This is a genomic window from Pantoea sp. X-Soil-TKNS-1211 (assembly GCF_059730495.1).
The window spans coordinates 4,053,055-4,078,608 of sequence record NZ_AP035953.1; the positions used below are offsets into that span (position 1 = coordinate 4,053,055).

The following is a 25,554-nucleotide window of genomic DNA, read 5'->3' on the forward strand; positions in this document are numbered from 1 at the left end:
ACAGTAACTGATGATGAAAGATTCACTGAGCCAGATTATCGCAAGTGAGCTGAAGGCGCGTGACGAACAGGTTGACGCCGCCATCCGCCTGCTTGACGAAGGGAATACCGTGCCATTTATCGCACGCTACCGTAAGGAAGTCACCGGCGGACTGGACGATACCCAGCTGCGCCAGTTGGAGAGCCGCCTCGGCTATCTGCGTGAGCTGGAGGAGCGCCGCCAGTCGATTCTGAAATCTATCGACGAACAGGGCAAACTGACCGCCGATCTCGCCAGTGCCATTAATGGCACCCTCAGCAAAACCGAGCTGGAAGACCTTTACCTGCCGTATAAACCGAAGCGCCGCACCCGTGGTCAAATTGCTATCGAAGCAGGTCTCGAACCGCTGGCAGACACGCTGTGGCAGGACCCGTCGCACGATCCAGAGCAGTTAGCTGCCGGGTATGTCGATGCCGACAAAGGCGTCGCCGATGTACGTGCCGCGCTGGATGGCGTTCGCTATATTCTGATGGAGCGTTTTGCCGAAGACGCCACGCTGCTGGCAAAAGTGCGTGATTATCTGTGGAAAAATGCCCACCTGGTTTCCCGCGTGGTCGAAGGTAAAGAAGACGAAGGCGCGAAGTTCCGCGACTATTTCGATCATCATGAAGCCCTCAGCACCGTGCCTTCACACCGTGCTCTGGCGATGTTCCGTGGCCGCAATGAAGGTGTGCTGCAATTATCGCTGAATGCCGATCCGCAATTTGACGAAGCACCACGCGAAAGTCACGGTGAAACGCTGATTGCCAGCCATCTGAATCTGCGCCTGAATAACGCCCCGGCAGACAGCTGGCGTAAAGCAGTGGTGAGCTGGACATGGCGTATCAAGGTGTTGCTGCATCTGGAAACCGAACTGATGGGCACGGTGCGTGAACGCGCCGAAGATGAAGCCATCAACGTGTTTGCCCGTAACCTGCACGACCTGCTGATGGCAGCACCGGCTGGCATGCGCTCCACGATGGGCCTCGATCCTGGCCTGCGTACCGGCGTGAAAGTCGCGGTGGTCGATGCGACGGGCAAACTGGTCGCGACCGATACCATCTATCCGCATACCGGACAGACCGCTAAGGCAGCGACTGCTGTCGCGACGTTGTGTGCGAAACATCAGGTTGAACTGGTGGCGATTGGTAACGGCACCGCATCGCGTGAAACCGAACGTTTCTTCCTTGATGTGCAGAAACAATATCCGCAGATCAAAGCACAGAAAGTGATTGTCAGCGAAGCTGGAGCCTCGGTCTATTCTGCTTCAGAGCTGGCCGCACTGGAGTTCCCGGATCTCGACGTTTCACTGCGTGGTGCAGTCTCCATCGCCCGCCGTTTGCAGGATCCACTGGCCGAACTGGTGAAGATCGATCCGAAATCCATCGGCGTGGGCCAATACCAGCATGATGTCAGCCAGAGCCAGTTAGCGAAGAAACTGGATGCAGTGGTGGAAGACTGCGTCAACGCCGTGGGTGTCGATCTCAACACCGCCTCGGTGGCGCTGCTGACCCGCGTGGCCGGTTTGACGCGCATGATGGCGCAAAACATCGTCAGCTGGCGTGACGAGAATGGTCGCTTCCAGAACCGTCAGCAGTTGTTGAAGGTCAGCCGTCTCGGCCCCAAAGCCTTTGAACAATGTGCGGGCTTCCTGCGCATCAATCACGGCGACAACGCGCTGGATGCCTCCACGGTTCACCCGGAAGCTTATCCGGTAGTTGAGCGTATTCTGGCAGCCACTGAGCAAGCACTCGGTGAACTGATGGGTAATCCGGGTAGCTTGCGTAACCTCAGCGCGCGTGATTTCACCGACGAGCGTTTTGGCCTGCCCACTGTCACCGACATCATCAAAGAACTGGAAAAACCAGGCCGTGACCCACGTCCTGAGTTTAAAACCGCGCAGTTTGCCGAAGGGGTGGAGACACTCAACGATTTGCTGCCGGGGATGATACTGGAAGGTGCGGTGACGAACGTCACCAACTTTGGTGCCTTTATCGATATTGGCGTGCATCAGGATGGCCTGGTTCACATCTCCTCACTGTCGGATAAGTTTGTCGAAGATCCGCATCAGGTAGTGAAAGCCGGTGATATCGTCAAAGTTAAAGTGATGGAAGTCGACCTGCAACGTAAGCGTATTGCGCTCACCATGCGTCTGGACGAACAGCCAGGCGAGAGCAACGCGCGCGGTGGTGGCAATCGCAGCGCCAATAAAGAGTCGGCACGTCCGGCACAGGCCAACAAAGGCCGGGCGAAACCGGCCAGCCAGCCTGCCGGTAATAGCGCGATGGGTGATGCGCTGGCCGCCGCTTTCGGCAAAAAACGCTAACCTCCTGCCCCAAAATGCACGGCGGCTGTATAGTCGCCGTGCACATCAGGTTGATAAATCGTTCCTTCCAGCTACGCTGAAAAAATCCGTGTGAAAAAATGACCTTCCGCGTGGCACAGCGATCTGATGGATATTATCAACGGCTTAATTGATGAGATTTATGCAGGCACCTTCCCTGTGGCGGCTCGTGAGCGTCTGCTTTCCCACATACGTGCGGCACGTGATACCGTCAAAATTCCGCGTAAACCGCACTGGGATGAGAAGGATGTGGTGCTGATTACCTACGCTGACCAGTTGCGTGAGCCGGATGTTCCCACCCTTGCCACCTTTTCGCGTTTTTATCAGCAACATCTGCAAGGCACCTTTTCTCTGGTCCATCTGTTGCCTTTTTTCCCTTACTCCTCGGACGATGGCTTTTCAGTTATCGACTATCACCAGGTCAACCCCATTTGCGGAGAGTGGCAGCACGTAGCGGCGCTGCACACCCACACGCGCCTGATGTTTGATTTTGTCTGTAACCATATGTCGGCGCATAGTAGCTGGTTTCACCACTTCCTGGCGCAGGACCCCGGTTGGGATGACTTTTTTATCAGCATGCCGCCGGCGACCGATCTCAGTGGCGTGACCCGCCCTCGGACCTCGCCGCTGTTGACACCATTTGAGATGGCAGATGGTGTAACACGCTACATCTGGACGACCTTCAGCGCCGACCAAATCGATCTCAACTTCGCCAATCCTGAAGTGCTGATCCGTATGGTCAACGTGCTGCTTGATTATTTGAAGAAAGGTGCCGACTACGTGCGGCTTGATGCGGTGGGCTATATGTGGAAAACGCCGGGCACCAACTGCATCCATTTGCCGAAAACCCATCAGTTGGTGAAGTTGTTTCGCGCCATTGCCAATGTGGTGGCGCCTGGCACGGTGATCGTTACCGAGACCAACGTGCCGCACAAAGACAATATCAGTTACTTTGGTGACGGCCATGACGAGGCGCAGATGGTGTATCAGTTTTCACTACCGCCGCTGGTGCTGCATGCCATTCATTCCGGCTCAGGCCGTGCGCTGCGTCAGTGGGCCAGTTCGCTGGATATTGGCAGCGGCGATACCACCTTCTTCAACTTTCTCGCCTCGCATGATGGCATCGGTCTCAATCCGGCACGTGGCATCTTGTCTGAGGTGGAAATTGTGGCGCTGGTGCGCGATCTGGCGCTGGAGGGGGCGCTGGTCTCCTACAAAAACAACCCGGACGGCACCACCAGCCCATATGAAATCAACGTCACCTATCTTGATGCGCTCAACCGCCAGGACGACGATGACAGCACGCGGCTACGCCGTTTCCTGCTGGCGCATGCCATTCTGTTAGCCTTTCCCGGTGTGCCCGCTATCTATATTCAAAGCATCCTCGGTTCACGTAACGACAACGAAGGGGTACATGCCGCCGGACATAACCGCGCCATCAATCGTGAGAAGTACAGCTTACGTGAGATGGAACAGTTTCTGACTGGCGGCAATGCGCTGCGCCAGCAGGTGTTTGAACGCCTGAGCGCGCTGATCCAGTTGCGTACACGCCAGCCCGTTTTTCACCCCGACAACCCAATGACGTTGTTCGACAGCGATAACGCCTTGCTGGTCCTGCGCCGTCACAACCCCGACAGCCAGGAAGCGGTGCTGTGCGTATTTAATCTTAGCGGGCGCGATATTGAGACGATGTTGCCGCAGGCACGGCAATTTCACGATTTAATCAGTGGTGGGAATATTGATGGCAGCCAGCCTGTGCGGCTGGCTGCCTGGCAATTTATGTGGCTAAAAGGCTAATTATTTATACACATCCGCGACGGCACTGAATTTGCCATGCTCGCGGCCGGCAATCACCAGGAAATATTGTCCACCCTTCTCATCTGCAAGTTTTGACAACTCTTTTTTCGCATCCATCGGTGACGTGGTTTCTGCCGTAGTGGTCACCGTACCAATTTTTTCCAGATTCATTTTCTGCACTTCTTCTTTGGTCACCTCTTTGGCTGCCAGTGCCGAAAACGAAATCGCGCCCATCACCATTGCCGCCACAACCATGTTAATGACTTTCATATTGTTGCCCTCAGTTATTATTGGATTTTCCGAGATGTAAGCAGATGATTCATTTCAGAGGTAAAGCCGTTTTGCTTACCCGGAAAGTATTGACCTTTCCGGGAGAATTGCCAGCTAGCGTGGCAGAGAAGCGCTAAAGGTAAGAATATGCTGACAAAATTCATCGGGATGGGAAATGAACGGTGCATGGGCCGCTTTCTCCATCACCACTGAAGGCGAGTGCGGCCAGCGTGCATCCAGCTCTGCCGCGATACGGCGTGGCACCAGTCCATCCAGATAGCCATACAGACGCAGAAATGGCAGCGGGAGGTCATCCAACGACGCGCGTAAATCACAGTGGCGCAGAATCTCCAGTCCTCCTTCCAGTACCGCCACCGATGGCATCGGCTGCGATAGCACCACCTCTTTCAGCTGGCGGGCATCCTGGCGCGCGCTTTCCGTTCCCAGCGTCTGTAAGGCCAGAAAGCGCTCCACGGTACGTTGAAAGTCGCTGCTTAATTGTTGCTGAAAGCCATGCAGCGTCTCCGGTTTGATGCCGGGCCATTCCGCACTGGCGGTAAAACATGGCGACGAAGCCACGCTGATCAGCCCGCTGACGCGTTCCGGTACGCTGAGCGCCAATTGGCTGGCGACCAGGCCACCCAACGACCAGCCCAAAAGCAGGCTGCGTTCCGGCAAATGGGCCACCAACTGTTGCGCCATATCGGGCAGTGCCATGGCCGCAAAGCCCTGGCTGCGACCAAAGCCCGGCAGGTCGACCAGGTGCAAACGAAAATGCGGGCTGAGTCGCGGAATGATGTTTTGCCAAACTTCGGCGTTCAATCCCCAGCCGTGCAACAGCACAAGATCGCGATCGCCCGTGCCTGTGATGTGCCAATAAAGCGAACTCATCAGTTACTATCCTGAAAGTGAAAAGGAGGTCGCTATGCTATCAATCCCTGCCCTGTGTTGGCTATGCCGTTTGCCGCTACAACTGGCGCACCACGGCCTGTGTAGCAGTTGTTTACGCCAGTTGCCGGTAATACCTGAACTCTGCCCACGCTGTGGTCTGCCCGCCCGCGCCGATCAGATTTGTGGGCGCTGCCTGCAACGACCACCGCCGTGGCAGCAGCTCATCTGTGTCAGCGGTTATCAGCCCCCACTTAGTCACTGGGTGCACCAGTTGAAGTTTTGCCGCGCCACCGCACTCAGGGTGATGCTGGCGCGGCTGCTTTTGCTAAAGTGGTTAGCCATGCGGAGACGCTATGCGCTACCCCGACCGGATATCATTCTCAGCGTTCCTTTGCATCAGCGCCGCCACTGGCGACGTGGCTACAATCAGGCGGCGCTGCTGGCGCAACCGCTGGCGCGTTGGCTGGGGTGTGATTACGTGGATGGCATACGCCGCGTACGTCAAGCTGCGGTGCAGCATAAGCTAAGTGCGGCGGCGCGTAAAAGGAACCTGCGCGGCGCGTTTCGCCTTGAAATTCCGGTAAATGGACGCCACATCTTGCTTATCGACGATGTGGTGACCACCGGCAGTACGGTGGCAGAAATCAGCCGCATGTTGCAGGCCGCAGGCGCGGCCAGCATACAGATTGGATGCCTGTGCCGTACCTTGTAGAGCGTCGGCGTTGGGCGTATTATAACCAACTAAATTAGTCAACTATTGAGCAATCGCCATGATCCGTATTACTGATGCTGCCCAAGAGCACTTCTCAAAACTTCTGTCAAAACAGGAAGATGGCACCCAAATTCGCGTATTCGTGATTAATCCGGGTACACCAACCGCCGAGTGCGGCGTGTCTTACTGCCCACCCGATGCAGTGGAAGCCACCGATACCGAGCTGAAGTTTGAAAAGCTGTCAGCCTATATCGACGAGCTGAGCGCCCCTTACCTGGAAGACGCGGAGATCGACTTTGTCACCGACAACCTGGGTTCACAGCTGACGCTGAAAGCGCCGAACGCCAAAATGCGTAAAGTCTCTGACGATGCGCCAATGGTAGAACGCGTGGAATATCTGTTGCAGGCGCAGATCAACCCGCAGCTGGCAGGCCACGGTGGTCGCGTTTCACTGATGGAAATCACCGATGACGGTTACGCCATTCTGCAATTTGGCGGCGGCTGTAACGGTTGTTCGATGATTGACGTGACGCTGAAAGACGGTATCGAGAAAGAGCTGCTGGCAGCCTTCCCGGAACTGAAAGGCGTGCGCGATCTCACTGAGCATCAGCGCGGCGAGCACTCCTACTACTGATTCTCAACGCATGGCAGCGACCCGACGCTGCCGTGCGTACTATTTCCCTTTGCGCCCGGCGCTGACCCCCTTTAACAAACGCTGCACTTCTTCCTGCGCAAACATCACCTCCAGCGTTACACTGATTTTCCGACGCCAGTTAGGATATTGTTCGACGGTTCCCGGCACATTGACCGGTGATGTCATGCCCAGCCAGTCTTCCGGTTGCAGGCCCAATAACGCGCTGTCAGTCGCCGCCAGAAAACGGTGAATCGCCAGATTAAGCGCTGGCGACATGGCTAACTTCGCCGCCTGCTTACCACTGCGTTTGGGTAGCGCACCCGCCTGATGCAACGCGTCGAGCAAGGCCTGTTTTTGTATTGCCCGTTGTTGCTGCAATGACCGCAACACGCTTTCACCGGGATACAACCCAAGCTTATTTCCCAGCAGCAAATCACCCGCATCCCAGAATCCGGCCAGTGTAGGCAGGTCATGCGTGCTGGCGCTGGCAATCGACTGGCGGGGATAATCCTGCGGCAGGCGATAGCTTCCATCGCGATTCTGTTCGAACCACAGCACCTTCCAGGAAAAAATACCGCTCTGCCGCAGCAGGCTGACAATCTCTTTCGGCACCGTCCCGAGATCTTCGCCGATCACCATACAACGATGACGCTGGCTCTCCAGCGCGAGGATCGCCAGCAGATCCTCGACCGGGTAAGCGACATACGCCCCTTTATCCGCCGTCTCGCCATAAGGGATCCACCACAGTCGTAGTAACCCCATGACATGATCGATACGCAATGCGCCACAATCGCGCATGTTGGCTCGCAGCAGGTCGATAAACGGCTGGTAGCCGCGCGCGCGCATTACGTGGGGATCGAGCGGCGGCAGCGACCAGTTTTGTCCGAGTGGGCCAAGGCGGTCTGGTGGTGCCCCCACAGACGCACCTAACTTATAAAGTTGCGGATCCTGCCAGGTTTCAGCGCTACCCTGCGCCACACCCACCGCCAGATCGCGATAGAGTCCGATGGACATCCCCAGTTGTTGGCTACGCTGCCAGCACTGCGCAAACTGCTGTTGTGCCAACCACTGCAACCAACTCCGGAACGCGATTTCGTCTTCATGCTGCGCACACCACTGCTGCACCTCTGGCAGCCGGGCGTTATGCCAGCCTTCCGGCCAGCCAGTCCAACCCCACGCCTCTGTGCGCCATTCCGCCTGAATGCCGTCAAATGCCGCCTGATAGCGCAGGTGATCACCACCTTCCACAATAAACTGCTGAAACGCGCTGTCTTGTTCATCATGCTGACGAAATGTCTGCCAGGCGAGACGCAACGCGTGGATTTTCAACTCCGCCACTGCGCTGTAATCCACCCACTCACTGGCACGCGTTTTCTCCAGTACCCGACGGGTTTTAGCGCTGTTCCACCAGCGTTGCGCCGCGCGGCTTTGCTGGAAATCCTCCAGTTGACTGACATCGATATACAGCACATTCAGCCAGCGACGCGAAGTGGGGCTATAGGGACTGGCCATCTCCGGCTGCGCCGGATAAAGCGCATGCAACGGATTAAGGCCGACAAAATCACCGCCCTGTGCCGCTACCTGCTCCAGCATCCGCGCCAGATCGCCGAAATCTCCCATGCCCCAGTTGCGATCGGATCGCAGGGTATAGAGCTGAACCAGCGCGCCCCATCGCTTTTCACCTTGTTCCAATGGTGCAGGAAGATAACAACGACGTGGTGCGAGGATGATGCGGGTTTGCCACTGCTGACGTCCTTTACGCAACGTCAGTTGATGGTAGCCCTGCGGCAGCCGGGGTGGCAGCGTCAGCGGCTCACCACCCTGTACACTGCCCTGAAAGGGTTTGCCTTGCTCGGAGATCAGCTGCCAGTGGAATTCGCCGCTGCCCTGTGGCGTCAGCTGGCGTTTCACCCGCCCGGCAAAAACCTGCACCGGTGGCAGCGGTGGCGTATTACCCGTAGGCGTATCCATCACCGCCAGCAGCGCCCGCTTGGTTTCATCACTGATGGTCTCAGGCTCGCCTTTGGCATTGATAAAGCGCAGCGCGATACCCGCAGCCTGCGCGGCTTGATCCAGCTTGTTTAGCGCCATTGCATCTCCTGAATCGCGTAAGGCACATTCGGTAGCAGCGCGATTTATCGCGCAAAATTAAGCAACCGTGGAAAACAGCGCGATAAATCGCGCCGCTACGCTCAGACGTACTGGTTTACCGTTTTGCCTGCCAGATGCGTTTCTGGTAATCACGGATGGAGCGATCGGAACTGAACATCCCGGTGCGCGCGGTATTGAGGATGGTCGCTTTGGTCCAGGCTTCCTGATCTTTCCACAACGCTTCCACCCGTTGCTGTGCCTCGACGTAAGCATCGAAATCAGCCAGCACCAGCCAGGGATCACCGTTTTTCGTCAGGCTATTGAGCAGCAAATCAAAGGCATGTTTATCGCCGTCACTGAATTTGCCCTTCTCCAAATCTTTCAGCAGCCCGTCGAGGTGTTTATTGGCCTTACGCAGTTTTTTCGGATGATAACCTTCGGTCTTCAGCGCTTTGACCTCATCCACGGTGTGACCAAAGATAAAGATATTCTCCTCACCAACTTCCGCCGCAATCTCAACGTTGGCACCATCCAGCGTGCCAATGGTGAGCGCACCATTCAGGGCCAGCTTCATATTGCCGGTGCCGGAAGCTTCATAGCCGGCAGTCGAAATCTGTTCAGAGAGATCGGCTGCCGGGATCATCAGTTCGGCGGCGGTAATGCGGTAGTCAGGAATGAACACAACCTTCAGCTTGTCGCCCACTTTCGGGTCGTTATTGACCACTGCGGCGACCTTGTTGATGGCATAGATAATATTTTTCGCCAGGTAATAACCCGGTGCGGCTTTCGCGCCAAACAGGAACACTCGCGGCACAAAGTCGGGATTTTGCGGATCGTCACGCAGCTGGCGGTAACAATGGAGAATATGCAACAAGCTGAGGTGCTGACGCTTGTATTCGTGCAGACGTTTGATCTGCACGTCAAACAGCGCCTCGGGATTGACCTGAATGCCGGTGACCTGACGGATATACTCCGTCAGCTGTTGTTTGTTGGCCTGCTTAATTTTGCGGTACTTCTGACGGAAGGCTTTTTTGGCGGCAAACGGCTCCAGCGCTTTCAGCGCCTCAAGATTGTTAGCCCATTCCACCTGCAATGTCTCGTCGAGCAGCGCCGACAACCGTGGGTTGCACTGCTGTAGCCAACGGCGCGGGGTGATGCCGTTGGTGACGTTATGGAATTTCTTCGGCCATAGTTGGTGATATTCCGGGAACAGATCTTTCACCACCAGCTCAGAATGCAGCGCCGCCACGCCGTTGACGGCGAAACCACTCACCACACACAAATTCGCCATCCGTACCTGACCGTCTGCCACCACCGCCAGTTTCTGCCACACCGCCTCATCATCCGGCCACTGCCGTTGCACCTGCTTCTTCAGGCGACGGTTAATCTCACGGATGATCTGCATATGGCGCGGCAGCAAACTGCGTACCAGGCGCTCGTCCCAGCGCTCCAGCGCTTCCGGCATCAGCGTATGGTTGGTATAGGCAAAGATACGGCTGGTGATGTGCCAGGCATCATCCCAACTCAGCTGATGTTCATCCAGCAGCAGGCGCAACATCTCAGGAATCGCGATGGTTGGGTGGGTATCATTCAGTTGGATCACTTCGAAATCCGGCAGCGCGTGTACCGAACGTCCGGCCAGATGATGTCGCCGCAAAATATCGCCCACCGCGCAAGCACACTGAAAATATTGCTGCATCAGGCGCAGGCGTTTACCTTCCTGATGGTTGTCGTTGGGATAGAGCACCTTGGTCAGTTTTGCCGCTTCAATGCCCGGCTGCTCAGACTGAAGAAACTTACCGTCATTAAACAGCGTCAGATCAAACGGGTGATCGCTGGTCGCTTTCCATAACCGCAGCGGTAAGGTCACGCCATTTCGATAACCCACCACCGGCAGATCCCAGGCTTCTCCCTTCAACCAGAAAGCAGGCTGCCAGTACCAACCTCCGTTTTCGGTTTTCTCGACTTTGCCGCCGATACCGACCTGCACATCATGCGCCGCGTTATGACGAAACCACGGATAACGGTCGCGCTGCCAGTCATCCGGTGCTTCTTTTTGCTGACCATCATCAAAGGATTGACGAAAAAGGCCGTATTGATAATTCAGGCCATGCCCCATCGCCGCTTGACCTACGGTGGCCATTGAATCCATGTAGCAGGCGGCTAAACGTCCCAGCCCACCGTTACCGAGCGCGGGATCGACTTCTTCCTCCAGCAGCTCGCTCAGCGAAACCTGATGTGCTGCCAGCACCGACTGTACCTCTTCGTACCAGCCGAGATTCATCAGGTTATTGCCCGTCAGACGGCCAATCAGAAACTCCATCGAGAGATAATTCACATGGCGCTGGCCTTTGCGCGGCGTCAGTGGTGGTTGCGTCGCCAACAACTCCGCCAGCGCAGCACTCAGCGCCTGCCACCATTGATGCGGCGTCATTTGTTGTGCTGAAGAAAGACCAAGATATTGCCACTGGCGGGTAAGTGCGGCGTCAAAACGCGCTTTATTGAATTTTTGTTGCGACATATCAATCCCTTCCGAGTCCGGTAACGGTGAAGCGAAATTGGGGAGCGCATGGCCGGATGCTGGCCTGAATGGATAAGTAAAGACGGGTCAGGAGAAAAAAGCGACAGGAAAACAAGGCGGGAGAGAAAAAAAACCGCCTTGCGGAGATTTAGCAAAGTTCGAGCTGCACTTCGTGTTGCTCAATCACCTTCATCACGCTGGCAGGTGGCGTGAGGTCAGTATACAGATAATCGATCAGGCTCATGTTGCCCAAATTCACCATGGCATTGCGGCCAAATTTTGAGTGATCCACTACCAGCATCACGCAACGCGAGTTTTCGATGATCGCGCGCTTGGTGCGAACCTCATGGTAGTCAAACTCCAGTAGCGAGCCATCCATATCAATTCCGCTGATGCCGAGAATGCCGTAATCAAGACGGAACTGGGAGATAAAGTCGAGGGTGGCTTCCCCCATAATGCCGCCATCGCGGGTGCGGACTTCGCCACCCGCAATGATGACGCGGAAATCCGGTTTGGCCATCAGCAGCATCGCAACGTTGAGGTTGTTGGTAACGACACGCAAATTGCTATGGTTGAGCAACGCATGCGCTACCGCCTCTGGCGTGGTGCCGATATCGATAAATAATGTCGCCCCATCGGGGATCTGGCTGGCTACACGCTCGGCAATGCGCGCTTTTTCTGCCGACCACATCATTTTTCGGTCCTGCCAGGCGGTGTTTTCCGAACTGGAGGGTAGTGCTGCACCGCCGTGATGACGCTGAATTTTGTTCTGATCGGCCAGGTCGTTCAGATCACGCCTGATGGTTTGTGGGCTGACTTCAAAATGATCCACCAGCTCTTCCGTGCTGACATATCCCTGACGCCGGACCAGATCGATAATGGCGTCATGACGTTGCGTCTGCTTCACATCTCTCTCCTGTTCACGGCTTGATGCCGTGTTTTTCTTCTTCTGGTATTAACGGCGCACCACTTTTTTGCGTGTATCGACAAACGCCATTGCCAATCCAACCAGCAAGCCCGTAACGTGTGCCGCATTGGCAATCGACAGGCCGAATGCGCCGTACCAGCCAATAATCAACCACACAATAGCGAAACCCATCAAACCACGCTCGAGATAAATACCACTTTCGGGATCGCGCTCGCCTCGCAGCCAGCAATACCCCATCAGCGCATACACCACGCCAGACAAACCGCCAAACAGCACGCCGCTAAATTTGGCCTGCATCCAGCCGGTGAGAAGCGCGGAAATGAGCATGATCACAAACAACTTGCCGCTACCGAGACGTTTTTCTACTGCCCCGCCGAGATACCACCACCACATCAGATTGAACAAAATATGCAGCAGGGAAAAATGCAGCAGTGCGTGACTAAACCAGCGCCATACCTGGAAATATTGCGCTGGGCCATCAGGCCAGCCCAGCCAACCGAGCATGGTTTCATCTCCGACTATCTGCATCAGGATAAACACCGCCACACAGGCGATCATCATCGTCATAGTGAGCGGGCCTGCGCGTTCGCGAATGTTCGCCCAGATATTGCTGCGCTCATATCTCAACCCACTTTCCGTGCTACCGGTATGCCAGCTGGCGGCCTGATAACGTGGATGGTTCGGATCACGCACGAACTGCGCGAGTTCGTTTTCGACCATATCCAGCTTGCTTTCATCTTCCAGCAGAATGACAAAATGGCTTTCGCGTTCAATCGTTAACCTGACGCCACGTGACGCCATATAGTCAACAAAAGCCTGGGCCATGCGCGGATTATTGAACTGGGTAATGCGCATCATGCGGTGCTCTCCGTACCTTTATTTAAAGGCTCACATCGTACCAGTGATTACCTGAGCCGGAAACGCCGCACGCCAGGCGTCAAATCCCCCGTCAATACTGTAGGCCGCGCTAAACCCTTGTCCCAGCAGGAACTGCGCGGCACCTTTGCTGCTATTGCCGTGATAGCACATCACCAACACCGGCAGGTCATGATTGGCCTGACTGATAAAATCGGCAAGGTTGTCATTCGACAGGTGCTGCGCCCCTGCGGCATGGCCCAGAGAGAAGCTTTGCGGATCGCGGATGTCCACCAGCTGCGCACCTTGTGCCAGATGCTCCTGAGCCTGTAGGACGTTAATACATTCGAAGGTTTCCATGGTTTCTCTCATCACATCGTCACAATTAACCCCTAGTTTACCCTGAGTTGCGAGCGCCATAACCTGACAGAGAGTATGGCTTTGTGTTTTTTTTCCTGCCGGAATGTTAGCTGTATCACGCAAAGATGTTTTTATTAGGTTAACCGCTGGCATCAATGTTGGTTTCCGATTATTATTATGCTCGAAAACGAACATTTAAGAACGATTCCGAACATCGGAGGAGATGACGTGGAAACCAAAGACCTGATCGTTATCGGCGGCGGCATCAACGGTGCCGGCATTGCAGTGGACGCTGCAGGACGCGGACTGTCGGTGTTAATGCTGGAGGCGCGGGATTTGGCCTGTGCAACCTCCTCTGCCAGTTCCAAACTGATCCACGGTGGCCTGCGCTACCTGGAACACTACGAATTTCGCCTGGTTGGCGAAGCCCTGGCGGAACGTGAAGTGCTGCTGAAAATGGCACCCCACATTGCGTTCCCGATGCGCTTCCGTCTGCCGCACCGCCCGCATTTACGCCCGGCGTGGATGATCCGCATGGGCCTGTTTATGTATGACCATCTCGGCAAACGCACCAGCCTGCCGGGTAGCAAAAGTCTGCGTTTTGGCGCGGACTCGGCACTTAAGTCTGAAATCACGCGCGGATTCGAATATTCCGACTGCTGGGTGGACGATGCGCGCATGGTGGTGCTCAATGCCCAGGAAGTGGTGAAACAAGGTGGCGAAGTGCGCACTCGCACCCGCGTTACCCGCGCCTGGCGCGAATCTGGCCTGTGGATGGTGGAAGCCGAAGATATCGATACCGGCAAAACCTACACCTGGCGCGCCAAAGGTCTGGTGAACGCTGCTGGCCCGTGGGTTAAACAGTTCTTTGACGACGGCCTGAAGCTGAAATCACCGTATGGTATCCGTTTGATCAAAGGCAGCCACATCGTGGTACCGCGCGTCCATCGTGAAAAGCAGGCTTATATTCTGCAAAACGAAGATCATCGCATCGTGTTTGTCATTCCGTGGATGGATGAGTTCTCGATCATCGGCACCACTGACGTCGAGTACAAAGGCGACCCGAAAGACGTGAAGATCGATGAGAACGAAATCAATTATTTGCTGAAGGTGTACAACGCGCACTTCAAAAAACAGCTGACGCAGGAAGATATCGTCTGGACCTATTCCGGCGTACGCCCGCTGTGTGATGATGAATCCGATTCACCTCAGGCCATCACCCGTGATTACACGCTGGATGTCCATGACGATCACGGCCAGGCCCCGCTGCTGTCGGTATTTGGCGGCAAGCTGACCACCTACCGTAAACTGGCGGAACACGCGCTGGAAAAACTGGCGAAGTATTATCCGAATGCTGGCCCGGCCTGGACCAAAACCGCGGTGCTGCCAGGCGGCAATATCGCCGGTTCGCGCGAAGATTACGCCGCCAGCCTGCGTCGCCGCTATCCGTTTATCAGCGAAGGCATGGCGCGCCATTATGCCCGCACCTTTGGTAGCAACACCGAAGTGTTGCTGGAAGGCGCGCAGAGCCTGGAAGATCTCGGTGAAAACTTCGGCCATGAGTTTTATGAAGCCGAACTGCGTTATCTGGTGAAACACGAATGGGTGTATGAGCTGGATGATGCCATCTGGCGTCGTACCAAACAGGGGATGTGGTTGAGCGAAGCCGAACAGGCACGCATTCGCGAATGGCTGGCAACCCACCGTCAGAAACCGACGTTGTCGCTGGCATCGTAAGCGGTTAAGTCATTAAAAGGCCGTAACTCTCTTCAGGGTTACGGCCTTTTTTTGCGCGATAAATCGCGCCGCTACAGCATACGTATGATTTATCGCGCGTTTTTAACCTTACAGCCCGGTTTGCTCGCGAATATATTTGCGTGCTTTCACCGCATATTCGAACGGGTTAGCCAGCGCCGGGTCCTGCTCCGCTTCCACCACCATCCAGCCTTTGTAACCGAAATCGTCGAGGATTTTGAACACCGGTTGGAAATCGATCACCCCATCGCCAGGCACGGTAAAGGTGCCTTTCTTCACGCCATCAAGGAACGACAGCGAATTCGCACGGACTTCCGCTACCACGCTGTCACGCACATCTTTCAGATGCACATGGAAAATACGCGGCAGGTATTGCGTCAGCACATCCAGCATCGCCTGTTGCGAACCTTCCGAGTAGTAAATGTGGCCGGTGTCGTACAGCAGTCCAACGTTATCGTTGGTTGATTCCATAAAGCGGTCGATCTCCACCGGGGTCTGAATCGCCGTGCCCATATGGTGATGCAGGCAAACACGCATCCCTTTCTGCGCTGCGATTTCCGCCAGCTCGTTGTACCCTTCCGCCGTCAGACGCCACTCTTCATCGCTGAAAATCGGTTTCTGCTCCAGCACCGCCAGGGTGGTGCCCTGAATACTTTTGCTTTGTTCCGAGCAACCAATGACTCGCGCGCCCATCGCATGCAAGAAATTCATGTGATTGGTGAATTCGTCGATGGTTTTCGCTTTTTCACCATTGGCGAAGAAGGTGCTGAACCAGGCATTGCAAATCTGGATGCCGCGAATATCCAGCAGCGGTTTCAGCACTGCCGGATCACGCGGGTATTTGCTGCCGACTTCACTGCCGGTAAAGCCCGCCAGCGCCATTTCGCTGACCGTCTGCTGAAACGTGTTTTCGCTGCCCAGTTCCGGCATGTCATCGTTGGTCCAGCCGATTGGCGCAATCGCCAGTTTTACATTCTCTTTGTTCATGGCAAGCCCTGATTATTTGTTGTAGAAAGTCGGACGCGGTGGCATTTCAACCGCTTCGATAGCCCCGCTGTTTTGCGCTTTCAGGCAGGCATCTGCCGCCACCGAAGCCGCAAAACCATCCCAGGCTGAAGGCCCGGTCAATTGGCCGGCTTTCACATCATTGATAAACGCCTGCAACTCCACGTCGTAAGCTTCGATAAAGCGATCTTTCCAGTCGGTCAGAATGGCGTTACCGAGACGGGCGTTTTTACGCATCTGAATGGCTGAAGGTTCTGGCAGTTTCGCGATGCCCTCTTCCCCTACCACTTCACACTGAATGTCGTAGCCGTATGCACAGTTAACGAAGATCTCCACGTCAATCCGGATGCCTTTCTGCGTTTCAAACAGCACGATTTGCGGATCTTTAAGCTTCGCATGCGACTTAGAGGTGACGCGTGGGAACACCACCTGCACGCTTTTGTAATCGTCTTCCGTCAGCCAGCGCAGTACGTCCAGCTCGTGAATCAGGGTGTTGGTGATCGCCATGTCAGTGGTGTAGTTCTCACCGACGCTCTGGTTGCGGTGCGCGCAGTGCAGCATCAGCGGCTCGCCGATTTCACCGTCGGTGATGACCTTTTTCAGGGCGCGGTAACCGGCATCGTACGGGCGCATAAACCCGACCTGTACCAGGCGTTTACCGTGTTTGATTTCCGCATCGACGATGCGACGGCAGCCTTCGGCGCTCAGTGCCAACGGTTTTTCACAGAACACCGGTTTGCCCGCCGCAATCGCCGCCAGGGTAAACTCTTCGTGCGTCGGGTCCCACGAGGTCACCAGCAGCGCATCGACTTCGGGCGAGTTGATCACCTGATGCCCGTCCTGATACACCTCTGCATCGATATTCAGACGTTGCAGCGCAGCACGCGCCCCTTCCACATTAATATCTGAAACCGCCACCACCTTCGCACCCTGTAGCACATTGTTGCAGCGGCGGATATGTTCCTGGCCAATGGCACCGGCACCGATAACACCGAGTTTGAGCGTCATAATTACACCTGTAGAGTCAGATAAGGGTAAATAAAGGCCGGAGACGTCCGGCCTGAAGATCAGTACTTACGCGCCTGTTCGATATGCGCGTTAAGGTTGTCAGCCACTTGTTGCGTGCGCTCGGAGGTTGAGGCTTGCGCCACACCGACGTGCCACCAGCTGAAATATTTGTGCACCATGGTTTTGGGCAGCACTTTAATATCAATCAGGGTCGAAACCGTCTGCTGCTGCGCATCGGCCAGCGCGGCTTTCAGTTGCTCCAGGGTGGTGACGCGGTAGGTTTTGCAGCCGTAACCACCAGCAATCGCGGCAAAATCCACCGGTACGAAACCGCCATCCAGCTTGCCGCCTTCCGGGTTACGGAAGCGGAACTCGGTGGTGAAGCTGTCCATACCGTGCTCCATTTGCAGGTTATTGATACAACCGTTGGTCATGTTATCCAGCAGGATGACGTTGATTTTCGCCCCTTCCTGAATCGAGGTAACCAACTCGGAGTGCAGCATCATAAATGAACCGTCACCCACCATCGCGTAGACTTCGCGCTGCGGCTGGGCCAGCTTGACACCCAGCGCCGCATTGACCTCGTAGCCCATGCAGGAATAGCCATATTCAACGTGGTACGAGTTGTAATCTTTGGTGCGCCACACGCGTTGCAGGTCGCCCGGCAGACTGCCCGCGGCCGCAACAATCACCGCATCCTTTGGGAGTTGCTCGTTTAAGGTGCCCAGCACACTGCTCTGCGTCAGAACCGACTGTGTCAGGCGCTGAAACTCGGCAAACAACGCTTCACGGTCGATATGGTCGGCGATTTCCGGGATGAAATCGTCGGTGTTATAAGTGGCGGCATACACGCGCTGGGTCTCTTTCAGCAGCTTGCTCTGCGCCTGGTCGATCTGGCCGCCCCAGTGGTTTTCAAAACCCTGCAAGCCATTTTCCAGTGCGGTCAAGGCTTCACGTGCATCAGCCAGCAATTGCACCGCATCGAGCTTGTAGCTGTCGAAGTTGTTGACGTTGATATTGAGATAGCTGACGTCCGGGTTCTGGAAAATCCATTTTGAGGCGGTGGTGAAATCGGTATAGCGCGTCCCCACACCAATCACTAAATCAGCTTCTTTTGCCAGCAGGTTAGCCGCCAGGCAGCCGGTCTCGCCGACACCGCCAACATTGAGCGGATGATCGGAAACGATGGTGCCTTTACCCGCCTGAGTTTCAGCAAACGGAATATTAAAACGCTCGGCAAACTGACGCAGCGCCTCACCCGCTTCGGAATATTTCACGCCGCCACCGCAGACAATCAGCGGCTTATGTTTACGTACAATCAATGCCAGCGCGTCTTCCAGTTGTGCCGCCGTGGGCAGACGACGATCCAGACGATGGACGCGTTTCTGGAAGAAATATTCCGGGAAGTCCCAAGCTTCACCCTGTACATCCTGAGGCAGCGAGATAGTCACCGCACCGGTTTCCGCCGGATCGGTCAGCACACGCAGCGCATTAATACAGGCGGTCATCAGCTGTTCCGGACGGCTAACGCGGTCCCAGTATTTGCTGACGGCGCGGAAGGCATCGTTAGTACTGAGGCTGAGATCGTGGCTCTGCTCGATCTGTTGCAGCACCGGGTCCGGCTGGCGCGTAGCGAACACATCGCCCGGCAGCAGCAGCAAAGGAATACGGTTGGCGGTCGCGGTCGCGGCGGCAGTAATCATATTGGCGGCACCCGGTCCGACTGACGACGTACAGGCGATAATCTGACGGCGCAGCGATTGTTTGGCAAAACCGATGGCAGCATGCGCCATGCCCTGCTCGTTTCGGCCCTGATGCACCACCAGATCGCCGCTGTCCTGCTCCAGCGCCTGTCCCAGCCCCAGTACGTTGCCGTGGCCGAAAATAGCGAAAATGCCTTTCACAAACTTGGTTTCAACGCCATCAACGTTCAGATACTGGTTATCAAGAAATTTCACCAGCGCCTGTGCCGTGGTTAATCTGATTGTGCCCATATGCTCATCCTTTACATGCTGGTACCTGCGGACCAGGTACAACGCGGTTAACGTCAACGCACCGGAAATGGCGACCGCGGATAAGTGAAACGTGAGGCGATTATAAACAAATATTTTTTCCATAAAATACAATTACAGAAGAAACATTTCATTTTGCGATGGAGATCAAATTCAGGGATGAAACGGACTCAGGAGCAGGTCGAAAATGGGGCAAAATGGAACAACAATAAAGCATCATAGCATTATAAAGAAATTTCATTTCACTTCAGCAGCTTCCATTATTTCTCAGGGATTTCCTGAGACCTGGCTCACAAGCCAGAGCATCCGCGAAACTTGTCCTGTCGCTCTCCCCCGTATGCTGCGTTGTTCAGAGTTTTACCTGGTTCACAAAATCGTGACGGATATTTCATTTCATATTGAATTTGGAATTTTTATTCCCCATACTGCGACCATAGCCAATCAGGCACCTTGAGAACCCGGAAGCACAGCGCCCGAAGTGTCTGCTTATCACAGAAGGAAACCACAGGTATGAGTACACAACAGAAGCGGCTTGATGTGATTTGTATAGGACGCATCGCCGTCGACCTCTACGGTCAGCAAATTGGATCGCGACTGGAAGATATGAGCTCCTTCGCCAAATACCTTGGCGGATCTTCCGGCAACGTCGCCTATGGCACGGCTATCCAGGGTCTGAAATCGGCCATGCTGGCACGCGTTGGGGACGAGCATAATGGCCGCTTTTTGCGTGAAACCCTGCAACGCGTGGGCTGCAACACCGAGGGGTTGATCACCGATAAACATCGCCTGACCGGGTTGGTGATCCTCGGGATCAAAGATGAAGAGACCTTTCCGCTGATTTTCTACCGCGACAACTGCGCGGATATGGGGCTGGTGCCGGAAGATATTCAGGAAAGTTTCATCACTTCCTCACGTGCAGTGGCGGTAACCGGCACCCACCTGTCGCATCCTCATACCCGTTCTGCGGTATTGAAAGCGTTGGATATCGCGAAACGTAACGGCCTGCGCACTGCGCTGGATATCGACTATCGTCCGGTGTTGTGGGGTCTGACCTCACTCGGCGACGGTGAAACGCGTTTCATTGAATCCAGCCAGGTGACAAAACAGCTACAGGAAGTGGTGCACTATTTCGATCTGATTGTCGGAACAGAAGAAGAGTTTCATATTGCCGGGGGCAGCACCGATACCCTGACTTCACTGAAAAATGTGCGTCAGGCCAGCCAGGCGACGTTGGTATGTAAACGTGGGCCGCTGGGTTGTGTGGTATTTGAGGGTGACATCCCGGATAGCTGGGAACAAACCGAGCTGCACAGCGGTGTACGCGTGGAAGTGCTGAACGTACTCGGTGCAGGTGACGCCTTTATGTCTGGCCTGCTGCGTGGCTGGCTGAACGATGAAGGCTGGGCGCAGGCGTGTCGCTACGCTAATGCCTGCGGTGCGTTGGTGGTGTCACGCCACGGTTGCGCCCCGGCGATGCCGACCAAAGAGGAATTGGATGATTTCCTCAGCCGTGATCAGGACGTTAAACGCCCGGATCTCGATACCCGTCTTAATCATCTGCATCGTGTCACCTCGCGCACCCGTGAATGGCCAGAGCTGAATGTGTTCGCCTTCGACCATCGCAAACAACTCGCCGATATGGCGCGCGAAGCGGGTGTCGATGAAAGCCGCATCCCGCAACTTAAGCTGCTGTTGTTGCAGGCGGCGCAAGAGGCATCCCAGCAGGCCGGTCTCGACAGCAAAAGCGGCATCCTCGCGGATACCACCTATGGCCAGAAAGCGCTGAACGCCATCACCGGGAAAGGCTGGTGGATTGGCCGCCCGATTGAGTTACCGAGTTCACGCCCGTTGCGTCTGGAGCATGGCAATATCGGATCCCAGTTGATCGATTGGCCGCAAGAACACGTGGTGAAATGTCTGGTGTTTTACCATCCGCATGACAGCGCAGAACTTCGCAAAGAGCAGGACGACCTGATTCTGGATGTCTGGAAGGGGTGTAACAAGAGCGGGCACGAGCTGCTGCTGGAAGTGATTCTGCCGGAGAGCAACCCGGACAAGCAAGAGTCTTACTATGTCGATATGCTGAGCCACTTCTACAGCCTCGGCATTCAGCCGGACTGGTGGAAATTACCCCCGTTGTCAGCAGAAACCTGGCAGGCGGTCAGCGCCCTGATTGAACAGCAGGATCCTCACTGCCGCGGCATTCTACTGCTCGGCCTCGACGCGCCGGAAGAGAAACTGAAAGCCGGTTTCGCTGCTGCGGCCCAGGCACCGTGGGTGAAAGGCTTTGCCGTCGGTCGCACCATCTTCGGCCAGCCATCACGCCAGTGGTTGCAGGGGGAGCTGGATGACCAGGCGCTGATTGAGACGGTCAAAGGCAACTATCTGCGGCTGATCGAGTACTGGCGCGTGGCACGCAGCTGAACCTCAATGCCTGCATAATGCATGAACGTAGATACTCTGTTAAGCATCAACACTTTCCCGATGCTTGGTACTAAAAAGTCTCGCTGAATCAAAATCCTGACCGTGCTTTATACAGCTCCATAAGCCGGTCAGGTATTTCCGCATTACTGCGCATATCGCCTGGATTTTCTTCTTACCTCTTTTTATCAGCCCCTGATAAAACATCGCGGCGCGGGGTTCATGCTGCGCAGCACTCAGCGCGGCCATATACAGCGCCCTACGCAGATGACCGTTGCCCGCTTTACCCAGACGTCCCGGACGGTTCACGCTGCTGCCCGACTGGCTCTGCCTCACATGCAGGCCCGCATGACGGCTTACCTGATTTGCCTTCATATCCCGGGGCAGCAGGCTCAGCTCGCCCAGTACAGTAATGGCCGTTGTCTCTCCGACGCCTTTGGCTGAACACAGGCACATGAACGCCGCTTTCAGGGCGCTATTTTTCGCGATGATTTTCAGCGCCAGCGCGTGCAGCTTCTCTACCTTACGGCTGTAATATTCCACGTCTTCTTCTTCCAGCTCCAGCAGGACATCGGCAGTTCCGGCGCGGGTTTCCAGCGCATGAAGACGGTTTTTTGAACGTGTCCGGGACTGAACGGCTCGCGTCATCATGCGGGCGATATCGCGCAACGCCATGCAGTCATCATCCGGAGCCTGCCAGAGTGCAGGCCTCATGCTTTCTCCATATTCAGCCAGCAGTACCGCATCACGGGCGTCAGTTTTGGCAGCGTTCAGGCGCATGGCGGCATAGTGGTGATAACTGGCGGGATTAATGACGCAGACGGGCAGCCCGGCACGGACAAGAGCCACCGCAAGGTCAAAATGGTAGACACCGGTTGCTTCCATAACGATGCGTTCGGGGGACAGCGATATCAGCTTTTTCGCAAAAGCCTGATAGTCCTCAGGTGTCTGATTAAGCTCAGAAACCAGCGTTGTTTTACCGTTAACGCGTACGGCAAAGGTAAAGGTTCTGGCAGAAATATCGATCCCGGCAAAACAGGTCATGTGGCCTCCGGAAGGCAAAATAGCGTAAACTGTTAACCGGTTCCCGACCTCGTCATCTGAGATTGTTCAGCCTGCCTTGTAATGCGAAGTCAGTCTCGCGAGAGAAAGCTTCCTGGTACTCTTCGGCCTGAACAAGGAGGCGGGAGCCACTCTACGTACGAAGTCACTGTAAAAGCTGCTTCCAGCGGCGCACGGCTTCCCGGTTATCAGAACTGATTTCAGGGAAATCATAATCTGACCCTCCAAACATACAAGCGGCGCGATTTATCGCGCGGGGGTTTCTCACCGCGCGTATGACATCGCCCGATAAATCGCGCCGCGACAATTACCCCCTGCATTTTGTGAGGCGTTTCATAAACCGATGAAATAACCGTCACGATGCTGTCAAACAAATGAAATTTTCCATCCATCTGGTACTATAGCGCTCATTATCCAGCCATAATTCTTATTAGCAGGCCGAAGTAATGACCAATAACCCCACCCAACTGACTTTGTTACAGGACGACATTCGTCGTCGTTATGAGACGCTGAGTAAACGCCTGAAGCAGGTGGCGCGTTATATCCTTGATAACAGCAACAGCATCGCTTTTGACACCGTGGCATCTATCGCGCAGCAGGCGGATGTACCGCCCTCCACGCTGATCCGCTTTGCCAACGCCTTTGGTTTCAGTGGTTTTAACGAGATGAAACAGGTTTTCCGTCAGCATCTGATGGAAGAAACGGTGAACTACACCGAACGTGCCCGCCTGTTCCGTCAGACCGCCACCGACGACAGCGCCTCTTCACCGGAAAGCCCGGTCGAAATCCTTAACGTCTTCACCATGGTCAACAGCCAGGCGCTGCAACAGCTGGCGATGCAGGTCAACCCGGACCAGCTCAACAAAGCGGTGAAGATGCTGAATGAAGCAGAGAATATCTACATCATTGGTCTGCGCCGCTCGTTCAGCGTGGCGTCGTATCTGGTGTATGCGCTGCGTCATCTGGAGCGTCGGGCGTTCCTGATTGATGGCCTCGGCGGTATGTTCACCGAGCAGTTGAGCATGGTGAACCCGAAAGATGTGGTGATTGCCATCAGCTATTCTCCGTACGCGCGTGAGGCGGTGGAACTGGTGGAACTGGGTGCCAAGCGCGGCGCACATCAAATCGCCATCACCGATAGCCAGGTCAGCCCACTGGCGGCCTTCAGCGACGTGTGCTTTGTGGTACGCGAAGCACAGGTCGATGGCTTCCGTTCACAGGTGGCATCTCTGTGTCTGGCGCAAACCCTCGCGGTTTCTCTGGCCCTGAATAACGTCGAAAAAGCCTGAGCCTCCGGCTGGTAGCGAGACGCTTGCCAGCCTCCCCCGCGATGGTTAGTGTGTGAGGATCGCGACCGCTGTGGCGGCGCATTCTCCCCCGCACCGAGGCAGGATTGATGCAGATCGAACCTTTACCGCCCCTCAACACCCTCATCGCCTTCGAGTGTGTGGCGCGCTACGGCAATATTTCGCGCGCGGCTGAAGAACTTAACCTGACGCAAAGCGCCACCAGCCGCCAGATTTTGCAGCTGGAAGAGATGCTCGGTTGCAAACTTTTTACCCGCACCCAACGGCGCGTGTTACTCACGCCGCGCGGCGAAGCCTATGCCACTCAGGTGCGTCAGCAACTTTCCGCGCTCTCCCATGCCACCGCTGAAGTGATGGGCTGGAATGGCCTGCCACAGGTGACGATTGCCTGTACCAGCGCGATGGGATCGCTATGGTTAGCCCCGCGTCTCTCCGCACTGCACGATGAATTGCCCGATCTGCAAATCCGCATGAAGATCTCTGACAGCTTCGCCGATATGCGCTCGTCGGAGTTTGATCTGGCGATCTTCTATCTGCGCGAAGCGCCGCCGGGTTTTCAGGCCACCCCGCTATTTGATGAAATCTGTTATCCGATGTGCGCCCCTGAATTTCGGGCGCGACTGGAGGACAATGCCTCAGCCGAATCGTTACTGCACCAAATGCTGCTCATTCAGGATGATCCACAACGTGAATGGACAGGCTGGAGTGACTGGTTTGCCTCGCAAGAGGTGCTGAATTTTGTACCACGCCAAACCTGGCGGGCGAATAATTATCCGTTTTTGGTGCAGGCAGCGTTGCGTGGTGACGGGATATTACTCGGCTGGGAGGGCTTAGTGCAGGATCATCTCAACCGGGGCGAGCTGGTGCCCGCACATGCCGGGAAGCTGGCCGCCAACGGCAAATGTTTTCTGCTGATCCCGCAGGACCGCTATCTTAAGCCGATTGTGCGCCATGTTATAGGCTGGCTCCAGCATCAACATCAGACGGAAATGTTGCCAGTATAAAAAACGGTGATGCAGCAGATTATTTGCCACATCACCGCTTATACAAAACATAAGTAAATTAATATCACGTCATAGGTTTTTCTTATATTTAAAATAAAAACCTATTCCGCTATTTCCCTTTCTTTATTGTTGGGTATCCATCGGTGGCAGTTTATTTTTTATCGCGCCACGTCGACGGTGCGAAGAATGCATACCAACCAGCGTAAAAATTAACCACATCGTCTGGGAAATCACCATCGCCAAATTAAAGTCGTGACTCAGTGAATAGAGTCCGCAAACCCCTCCGGCGATATTCAGACACGCGTAAACATCTGAATCAATGACTAATTTACGCAACTGAACCAGTGCGTAAGCCAGTAAGTAACAAAAAACGCCAATTAGCCCAACTATCGTATGCAGTTCCACATGCATTTTCCCTGGTGTTGCCTGGTGCAAAGGAAATTATCTTTTTTGTGGGTGTTCTGCTGCGCGTTTTTCGCATAGTCTGATACCAAAATCTCATACCTCAGGTTTTATTGGTTTTGATATAAATCAGAAATAACTGCGCTAAGGCTCAGGT

The 25,554-nt window shown here is 55.1% G+C and carries 21 protein-coding genes; 9 read left to right on the top strand and 12 right to left on the bottom strand.

The window, feature by feature from the left end; translation table 11 throughout:
- The first annotated feature begins 13 nt into the window (after positions 1–13).
- On the top strand, positions 14–2,344 hold the full coding sequence (locus AC6I8W_RS19185; protein ID WP_497838233.1) for a Tex family protein: 2,331 nt from the start codon (positions 14–16) through the stop codon (positions 2,342–2,344).
- A 126-nt stretch (positions 2,345–2,470) separates the two neighbouring features.
- Positions 2,471–4,159: a sugar phosphorylase gene (locus AC6I8W_RS19190; RefSeq protein ID WP_497836258.1), complete on the top strand. Its 1,689-nt coding sequence runs from the start codon at positions 2,471–2,473 to the stop codon at positions 4,157–4,159.
- Here AC6I8W_RS19190 and AC6I8W_RS19195 read toward each other — a convergent pair whose 3' ends face one another.
- Positions 4,160–4,429, bottom strand: a complete 270-nt coding sequence (locus AC6I8W_RS19195; protein WP_497836259.1) for a YdgH/BhsA/McbA-like domain containing protein — start codon at positions 4,427–4,429, stop codon at positions 4,160–4,162.
- 114 nt (positions 4,430–4,543) lie between these two features.
- Positions 4,544–5,320, bottom strand: coding sequence for a pimeloyl-ACP methyl ester esterase BioH (bioH, locus tag AC6I8W_RS19200; protein WP_497836260.1), 777 nt, complete (start codon positions 5,318–5,320; stop codon positions 4,544–4,546).
- A 34-nt stretch (positions 5,321–5,354) separates the two neighbouring features.
- Here bioH and gntX point away from each other — a divergent pair, with 34 nt between their 5' ends.
- Positions 5,355–6,032 (top strand): DNA utilization protein GntX, encoded by a 678-nt coding sequence (gntX, locus tag AC6I8W_RS19205; RefSeq protein ID WP_497836261.1) that lies wholly within the window; start codon positions 5,355–5,357, stop codon positions 6,030–6,032.
- Positions 6,033–6,090: 58 nt separating this feature from the next.
- Complete coding sequence (gene nfuA / locus AC6I8W_RS19210) at positions 6,091–6,666, top strand: Fe-S biogenesis protein NfuA (RefSeq protein WP_480366372.1); 576 nt, start codon at positions 6,091–6,093, stop codon at positions 6,664–6,666.
- A gap of 39 nt (positions 6,667–6,705) precedes the next feature.
- On the opposite strand, the gene malQ is transcribed toward nfuA, so the two are convergent.
- From malQ to glpE, 5 genes are all read right to left on the bottom strand, one after another.
- Positions 6,706–8,757, bottom strand: coding sequence for a 4-alpha-glucanotransferase (gene malQ, locus AC6I8W_RS19215; RefSeq protein ID WP_497836262.1), 2,052 nt, complete (start codon positions 8,755–8,757; stop codon positions 6,706–6,708).
- 115 nt (positions 8,758–8,872) lie between these two features.
- On the bottom strand, positions 8,873–11,278 hold the full coding sequence (gene malP, locus AC6I8W_RS19220; protein ID WP_497836263.1) for a maltodextrin phosphorylase: 2,406 nt from the start codon (positions 11,276–11,278) through the stop codon (positions 8,873–8,875).
- A 148-nt stretch (positions 11,279–11,426) separates the two neighbouring features.
- Complete coding sequence (locus tag AC6I8W_RS19225) at positions 11,427–12,185, bottom strand: DeoR/GlpR family transcriptional regulator (protein WP_013510838.1); 759 nt, start codon at positions 12,183–12,185, stop codon at positions 11,427–11,429.
- 48 nt (positions 12,186–12,233) lie between these two features.
- Positions 12,234–13,061, bottom strand: coding sequence for a rhomboid family intramembrane serine protease GlpG (gene glpG / locus AC6I8W_RS19230; RefSeq protein WP_497838234.1), 828 nt, complete (start codon positions 13,059–13,061; stop codon positions 12,234–12,236).
- 33 nt (positions 13,062–13,094) lie between these two features.
- On the bottom strand, positions 13,095–13,421 hold the full coding sequence (gene glpE, locus AC6I8W_RS19235; RefSeq protein ID WP_497836264.1) for a thiosulfate sulfurtransferase GlpE: 327 nt from the start codon (positions 13,419–13,421) through the stop codon (positions 13,095–13,097).
- Between the two features lie 228 nt (positions 13,422–13,649).
- Between glpE and glpD the strand changes: the two genes are divergently transcribed.
- Entirely contained in the window at positions 13,650–15,158 is a 1,509-nt protein-coding gene (gene glpD, locus AC6I8W_RS19240) for a glycerol-3-phosphate dehydrogenase (RefSeq protein WP_497836265.1), read from the top strand.
- A 108-nt stretch (positions 15,159–15,266) separates the two neighbouring features.
- Here the strand turns inward: glpD and iolE are convergent, their stop codons facing one another.
- From iolE to iolD, 3 genes are read right to left on the bottom strand one after another with little or no spacing between them, the layout of a single operon-like run.
- Entirely contained in the window at positions 15,267–16,163 is an 897-nt protein-coding gene (iolE, locus tag AC6I8W_RS19245; RefSeq protein WP_497836266.1) for a myo-inosose-2 dehydratase, read from the bottom strand.
- A 12-nt stretch (positions 16,164–16,175) separates the two neighbouring features.
- Complete coding sequence (iolG, locus tag AC6I8W_RS19250) at positions 16,176–17,189, bottom strand: bifunctional inositol 2-dehydrogenase/D-chiro-inositol 1-dehydrogenase (RefSeq protein WP_497836267.1); 1,014 nt, start codon at positions 17,187–17,189, stop codon at positions 16,176–16,178.
- Positions 17,190–17,248: 59 nt separating this feature from the next.
- Entirely contained in the window at positions 17,249–19,183 is a 1,935-nt protein-coding gene (gene iolD, locus AC6I8W_RS19255; protein ID WP_497836268.1) for a 3D-(3,5/4)-trihydroxycyclohexane-1,2-dione acylhydrolase (decyclizing), read from the bottom strand.
- Between the two features lie 205 nt (positions 19,184–19,388).
- Here iolD and AC6I8W_RS19260 point away from each other — a divergent pair, with 205 nt between their 5' ends.
- Together AC6I8W_RS19260 and AC6I8W_RS19265 are read left to right on the top strand one after the other, a co-directional pair.
- Positions 19,389–19,655, top strand: a complete 267-nt coding sequence (locus AC6I8W_RS19260; RefSeq protein ID WP_497836269.1) for a hypothetical protein — start codon at positions 19,389–19,391, stop codon at positions 19,653–19,655.
- A gap of 56 nt (positions 19,656–19,711) precedes the next feature.
- Complete coding sequence (locus tag AC6I8W_RS19265) at positions 19,712–21,625, top strand: bifunctional 5-dehydro-2-deoxygluconokinase/5-dehydro-2-deoxyphosphogluconate aldolase (protein ID WP_497836270.1); 1,914 nt, start codon at positions 19,712–19,714, stop codon at positions 21,623–21,625.
- Positions 21,626–21,664: 39 nt separating this feature from the next.
- Here the strand turns inward: AC6I8W_RS19265 and AC6I8W_RS19270 are convergent, their stop codons facing one another.
- Positions 21,665–22,666, bottom strand: coding sequence for an IS110 family RNA-guided transposase (locus AC6I8W_RS19270; protein WP_497835483.1), 1,002 nt, complete (start codon positions 22,664–22,666; stop codon positions 21,665–21,667).
- Positions 22,667–23,130: 464 nt separating this feature from the next.
- Here AC6I8W_RS19270 and AC6I8W_RS19275 point away from each other — a divergent pair, with 464 nt between their 5' ends.
- Positions 23,131–23,973 (top strand): MurR/RpiR family transcriptional regulator, encoded by an 843-nt coding sequence (locus AC6I8W_RS19275; protein ID WP_013510847.1) that lies wholly within the window; start codon positions 23,131–23,133, stop codon positions 23,971–23,973.
- Positions 23,974–24,080: 107 nt separating this feature from the next.
- Positions 24,081–24,995, top strand: coding sequence for a LysR substrate-binding domain-containing protein (locus AC6I8W_RS19280; RefSeq protein WP_497836271.1), 915 nt, complete (start codon positions 24,081–24,083; stop codon positions 24,993–24,995).
- A 123-nt stretch (positions 24,996–25,118) separates the two neighbouring features.
- Here AC6I8W_RS19280 and AC6I8W_RS19285 read toward each other — a convergent pair whose 3' ends face one another.
- Positions 25,119–25,400: a CBU_0592 family membrane protein gene (locus AC6I8W_RS19285; RefSeq protein ID WP_497836272.1), complete on the bottom strand. Its 282-nt coding sequence runs from the start codon at positions 25,398–25,400 to the stop codon at positions 25,119–25,121.
- Positions 25,401–25,554: the final 154 nt, after the last annotated feature.

Bases quoted from the DNA above. Each gene is read 5' to 3' on its own strand.
- AC6I8W_RS19185 (WP_497838233.1), top strand. From the start codon at position 14: ATGAAAGATTCACTGAGCCAGATTATCGCAAGTGAGCTGAAGGCGCGT.
- AC6I8W_RS19190 (WP_497836258.1), top strand. From the start codon at position 2,471: ATGGATATTATCAACGGCTTAATTGATGAGATTTATGCAGGCACCTTC.
- AC6I8W_RS19195 (WP_497836259.1), bottom strand. From the start codon at position 4,429: ATGAAAGTCATTAACATGGTTGTGGCGGCAATGGTGATGGGCGCGATT.
- bioH (WP_497836260.1), bottom strand. From the start codon at position 5,320: ATGAGTTCGCTTTATTGGCACATCACAGGCACGGGCGATCGCGATCTT.
- gntX (WP_497836261.1), top strand. From the start codon at position 5,355: ATGCTATCAATCCCTGCCCTGTGTTGGCTATGCCGTTTGCCGCTACAA.
- nfuA (WP_480366372.1), top strand. From the start codon at position 6,091: ATGATCCGTATTACTGATGCTGCCCAAGAGCACTTCTCAAAACTTCTG.
- malQ (WP_497836262.1), bottom strand. From the start codon at position 8,757: ATGGCGCTAAACAAGCTGGATCAAGCCGCGCAGGCTGCGGGTATCGCG.
- malP (WP_497836263.1), bottom strand. From the start codon at position 11,278: ATGTCGCAACAAAAATTCAATAAAGCGCGTTTTGACGCCGCACTTACC.
- glpG (WP_497838234.1), bottom strand. From the start codon at position 13,061: ATGCGCATTACCCAGTTCAATAATCCGCGCATGGCCCAGGCTTTTGTT.
- glpE (WP_497836264.1), bottom strand. From the start codon at position 13,421: ATGGAAACCTTCGAATGTATTAACGTCCTACAGGCTCAGGAGCATCTG.
- iolE (WP_497836266.1), bottom strand. From the start codon at position 16,163: ATGAACAAAGAGAATGTAAAACTGGCGATTGCGCCAATCGGCTGGACC.
- iolG (WP_497836267.1), bottom strand. From the start codon at position 17,189: ATGACGCTCAAACTCGGTGTTATCGGTGCCGGTGCCATTGGCCAGGAA.
- iolD (WP_497836268.1), bottom strand. From the start codon at position 19,183: ATGGGCACAATCAGATTAACCACGGCACAGGCGCTGGTGAAATTTCTT.
- AC6I8W_RS19260 (WP_497836269.1), top strand. From the start codon at position 19,389: ATGGGGCAAAATGGAACAACAATAAAGCATCATAGCATTATAAAGAAA.
- AC6I8W_RS19265 (WP_497836270.1), top strand. From the start codon at position 19,712: ATGAGTACACAACAGAAGCGGCTTGATGTGATTTGTATAGGACGCATC.
- AC6I8W_RS19270 (WP_497835483.1), bottom strand. From the start codon at position 22,666: ATGACCTGTTTTGCCGGGATCGATATTTCTGCCAGAACCTTTACCTTT.
- AC6I8W_RS19275 (WP_013510847.1), top strand. From the start codon at position 23,131: ATGACCAATAACCCCACCCAACTGACTTTGTTACAGGACGACATTCGT.
- AC6I8W_RS19280 (WP_497836271.1), top strand. From the start codon at position 24,081: ATGCAGATCGAACCTTTACCGCCCCTCAACACCCTCATCGCCTTCGAG.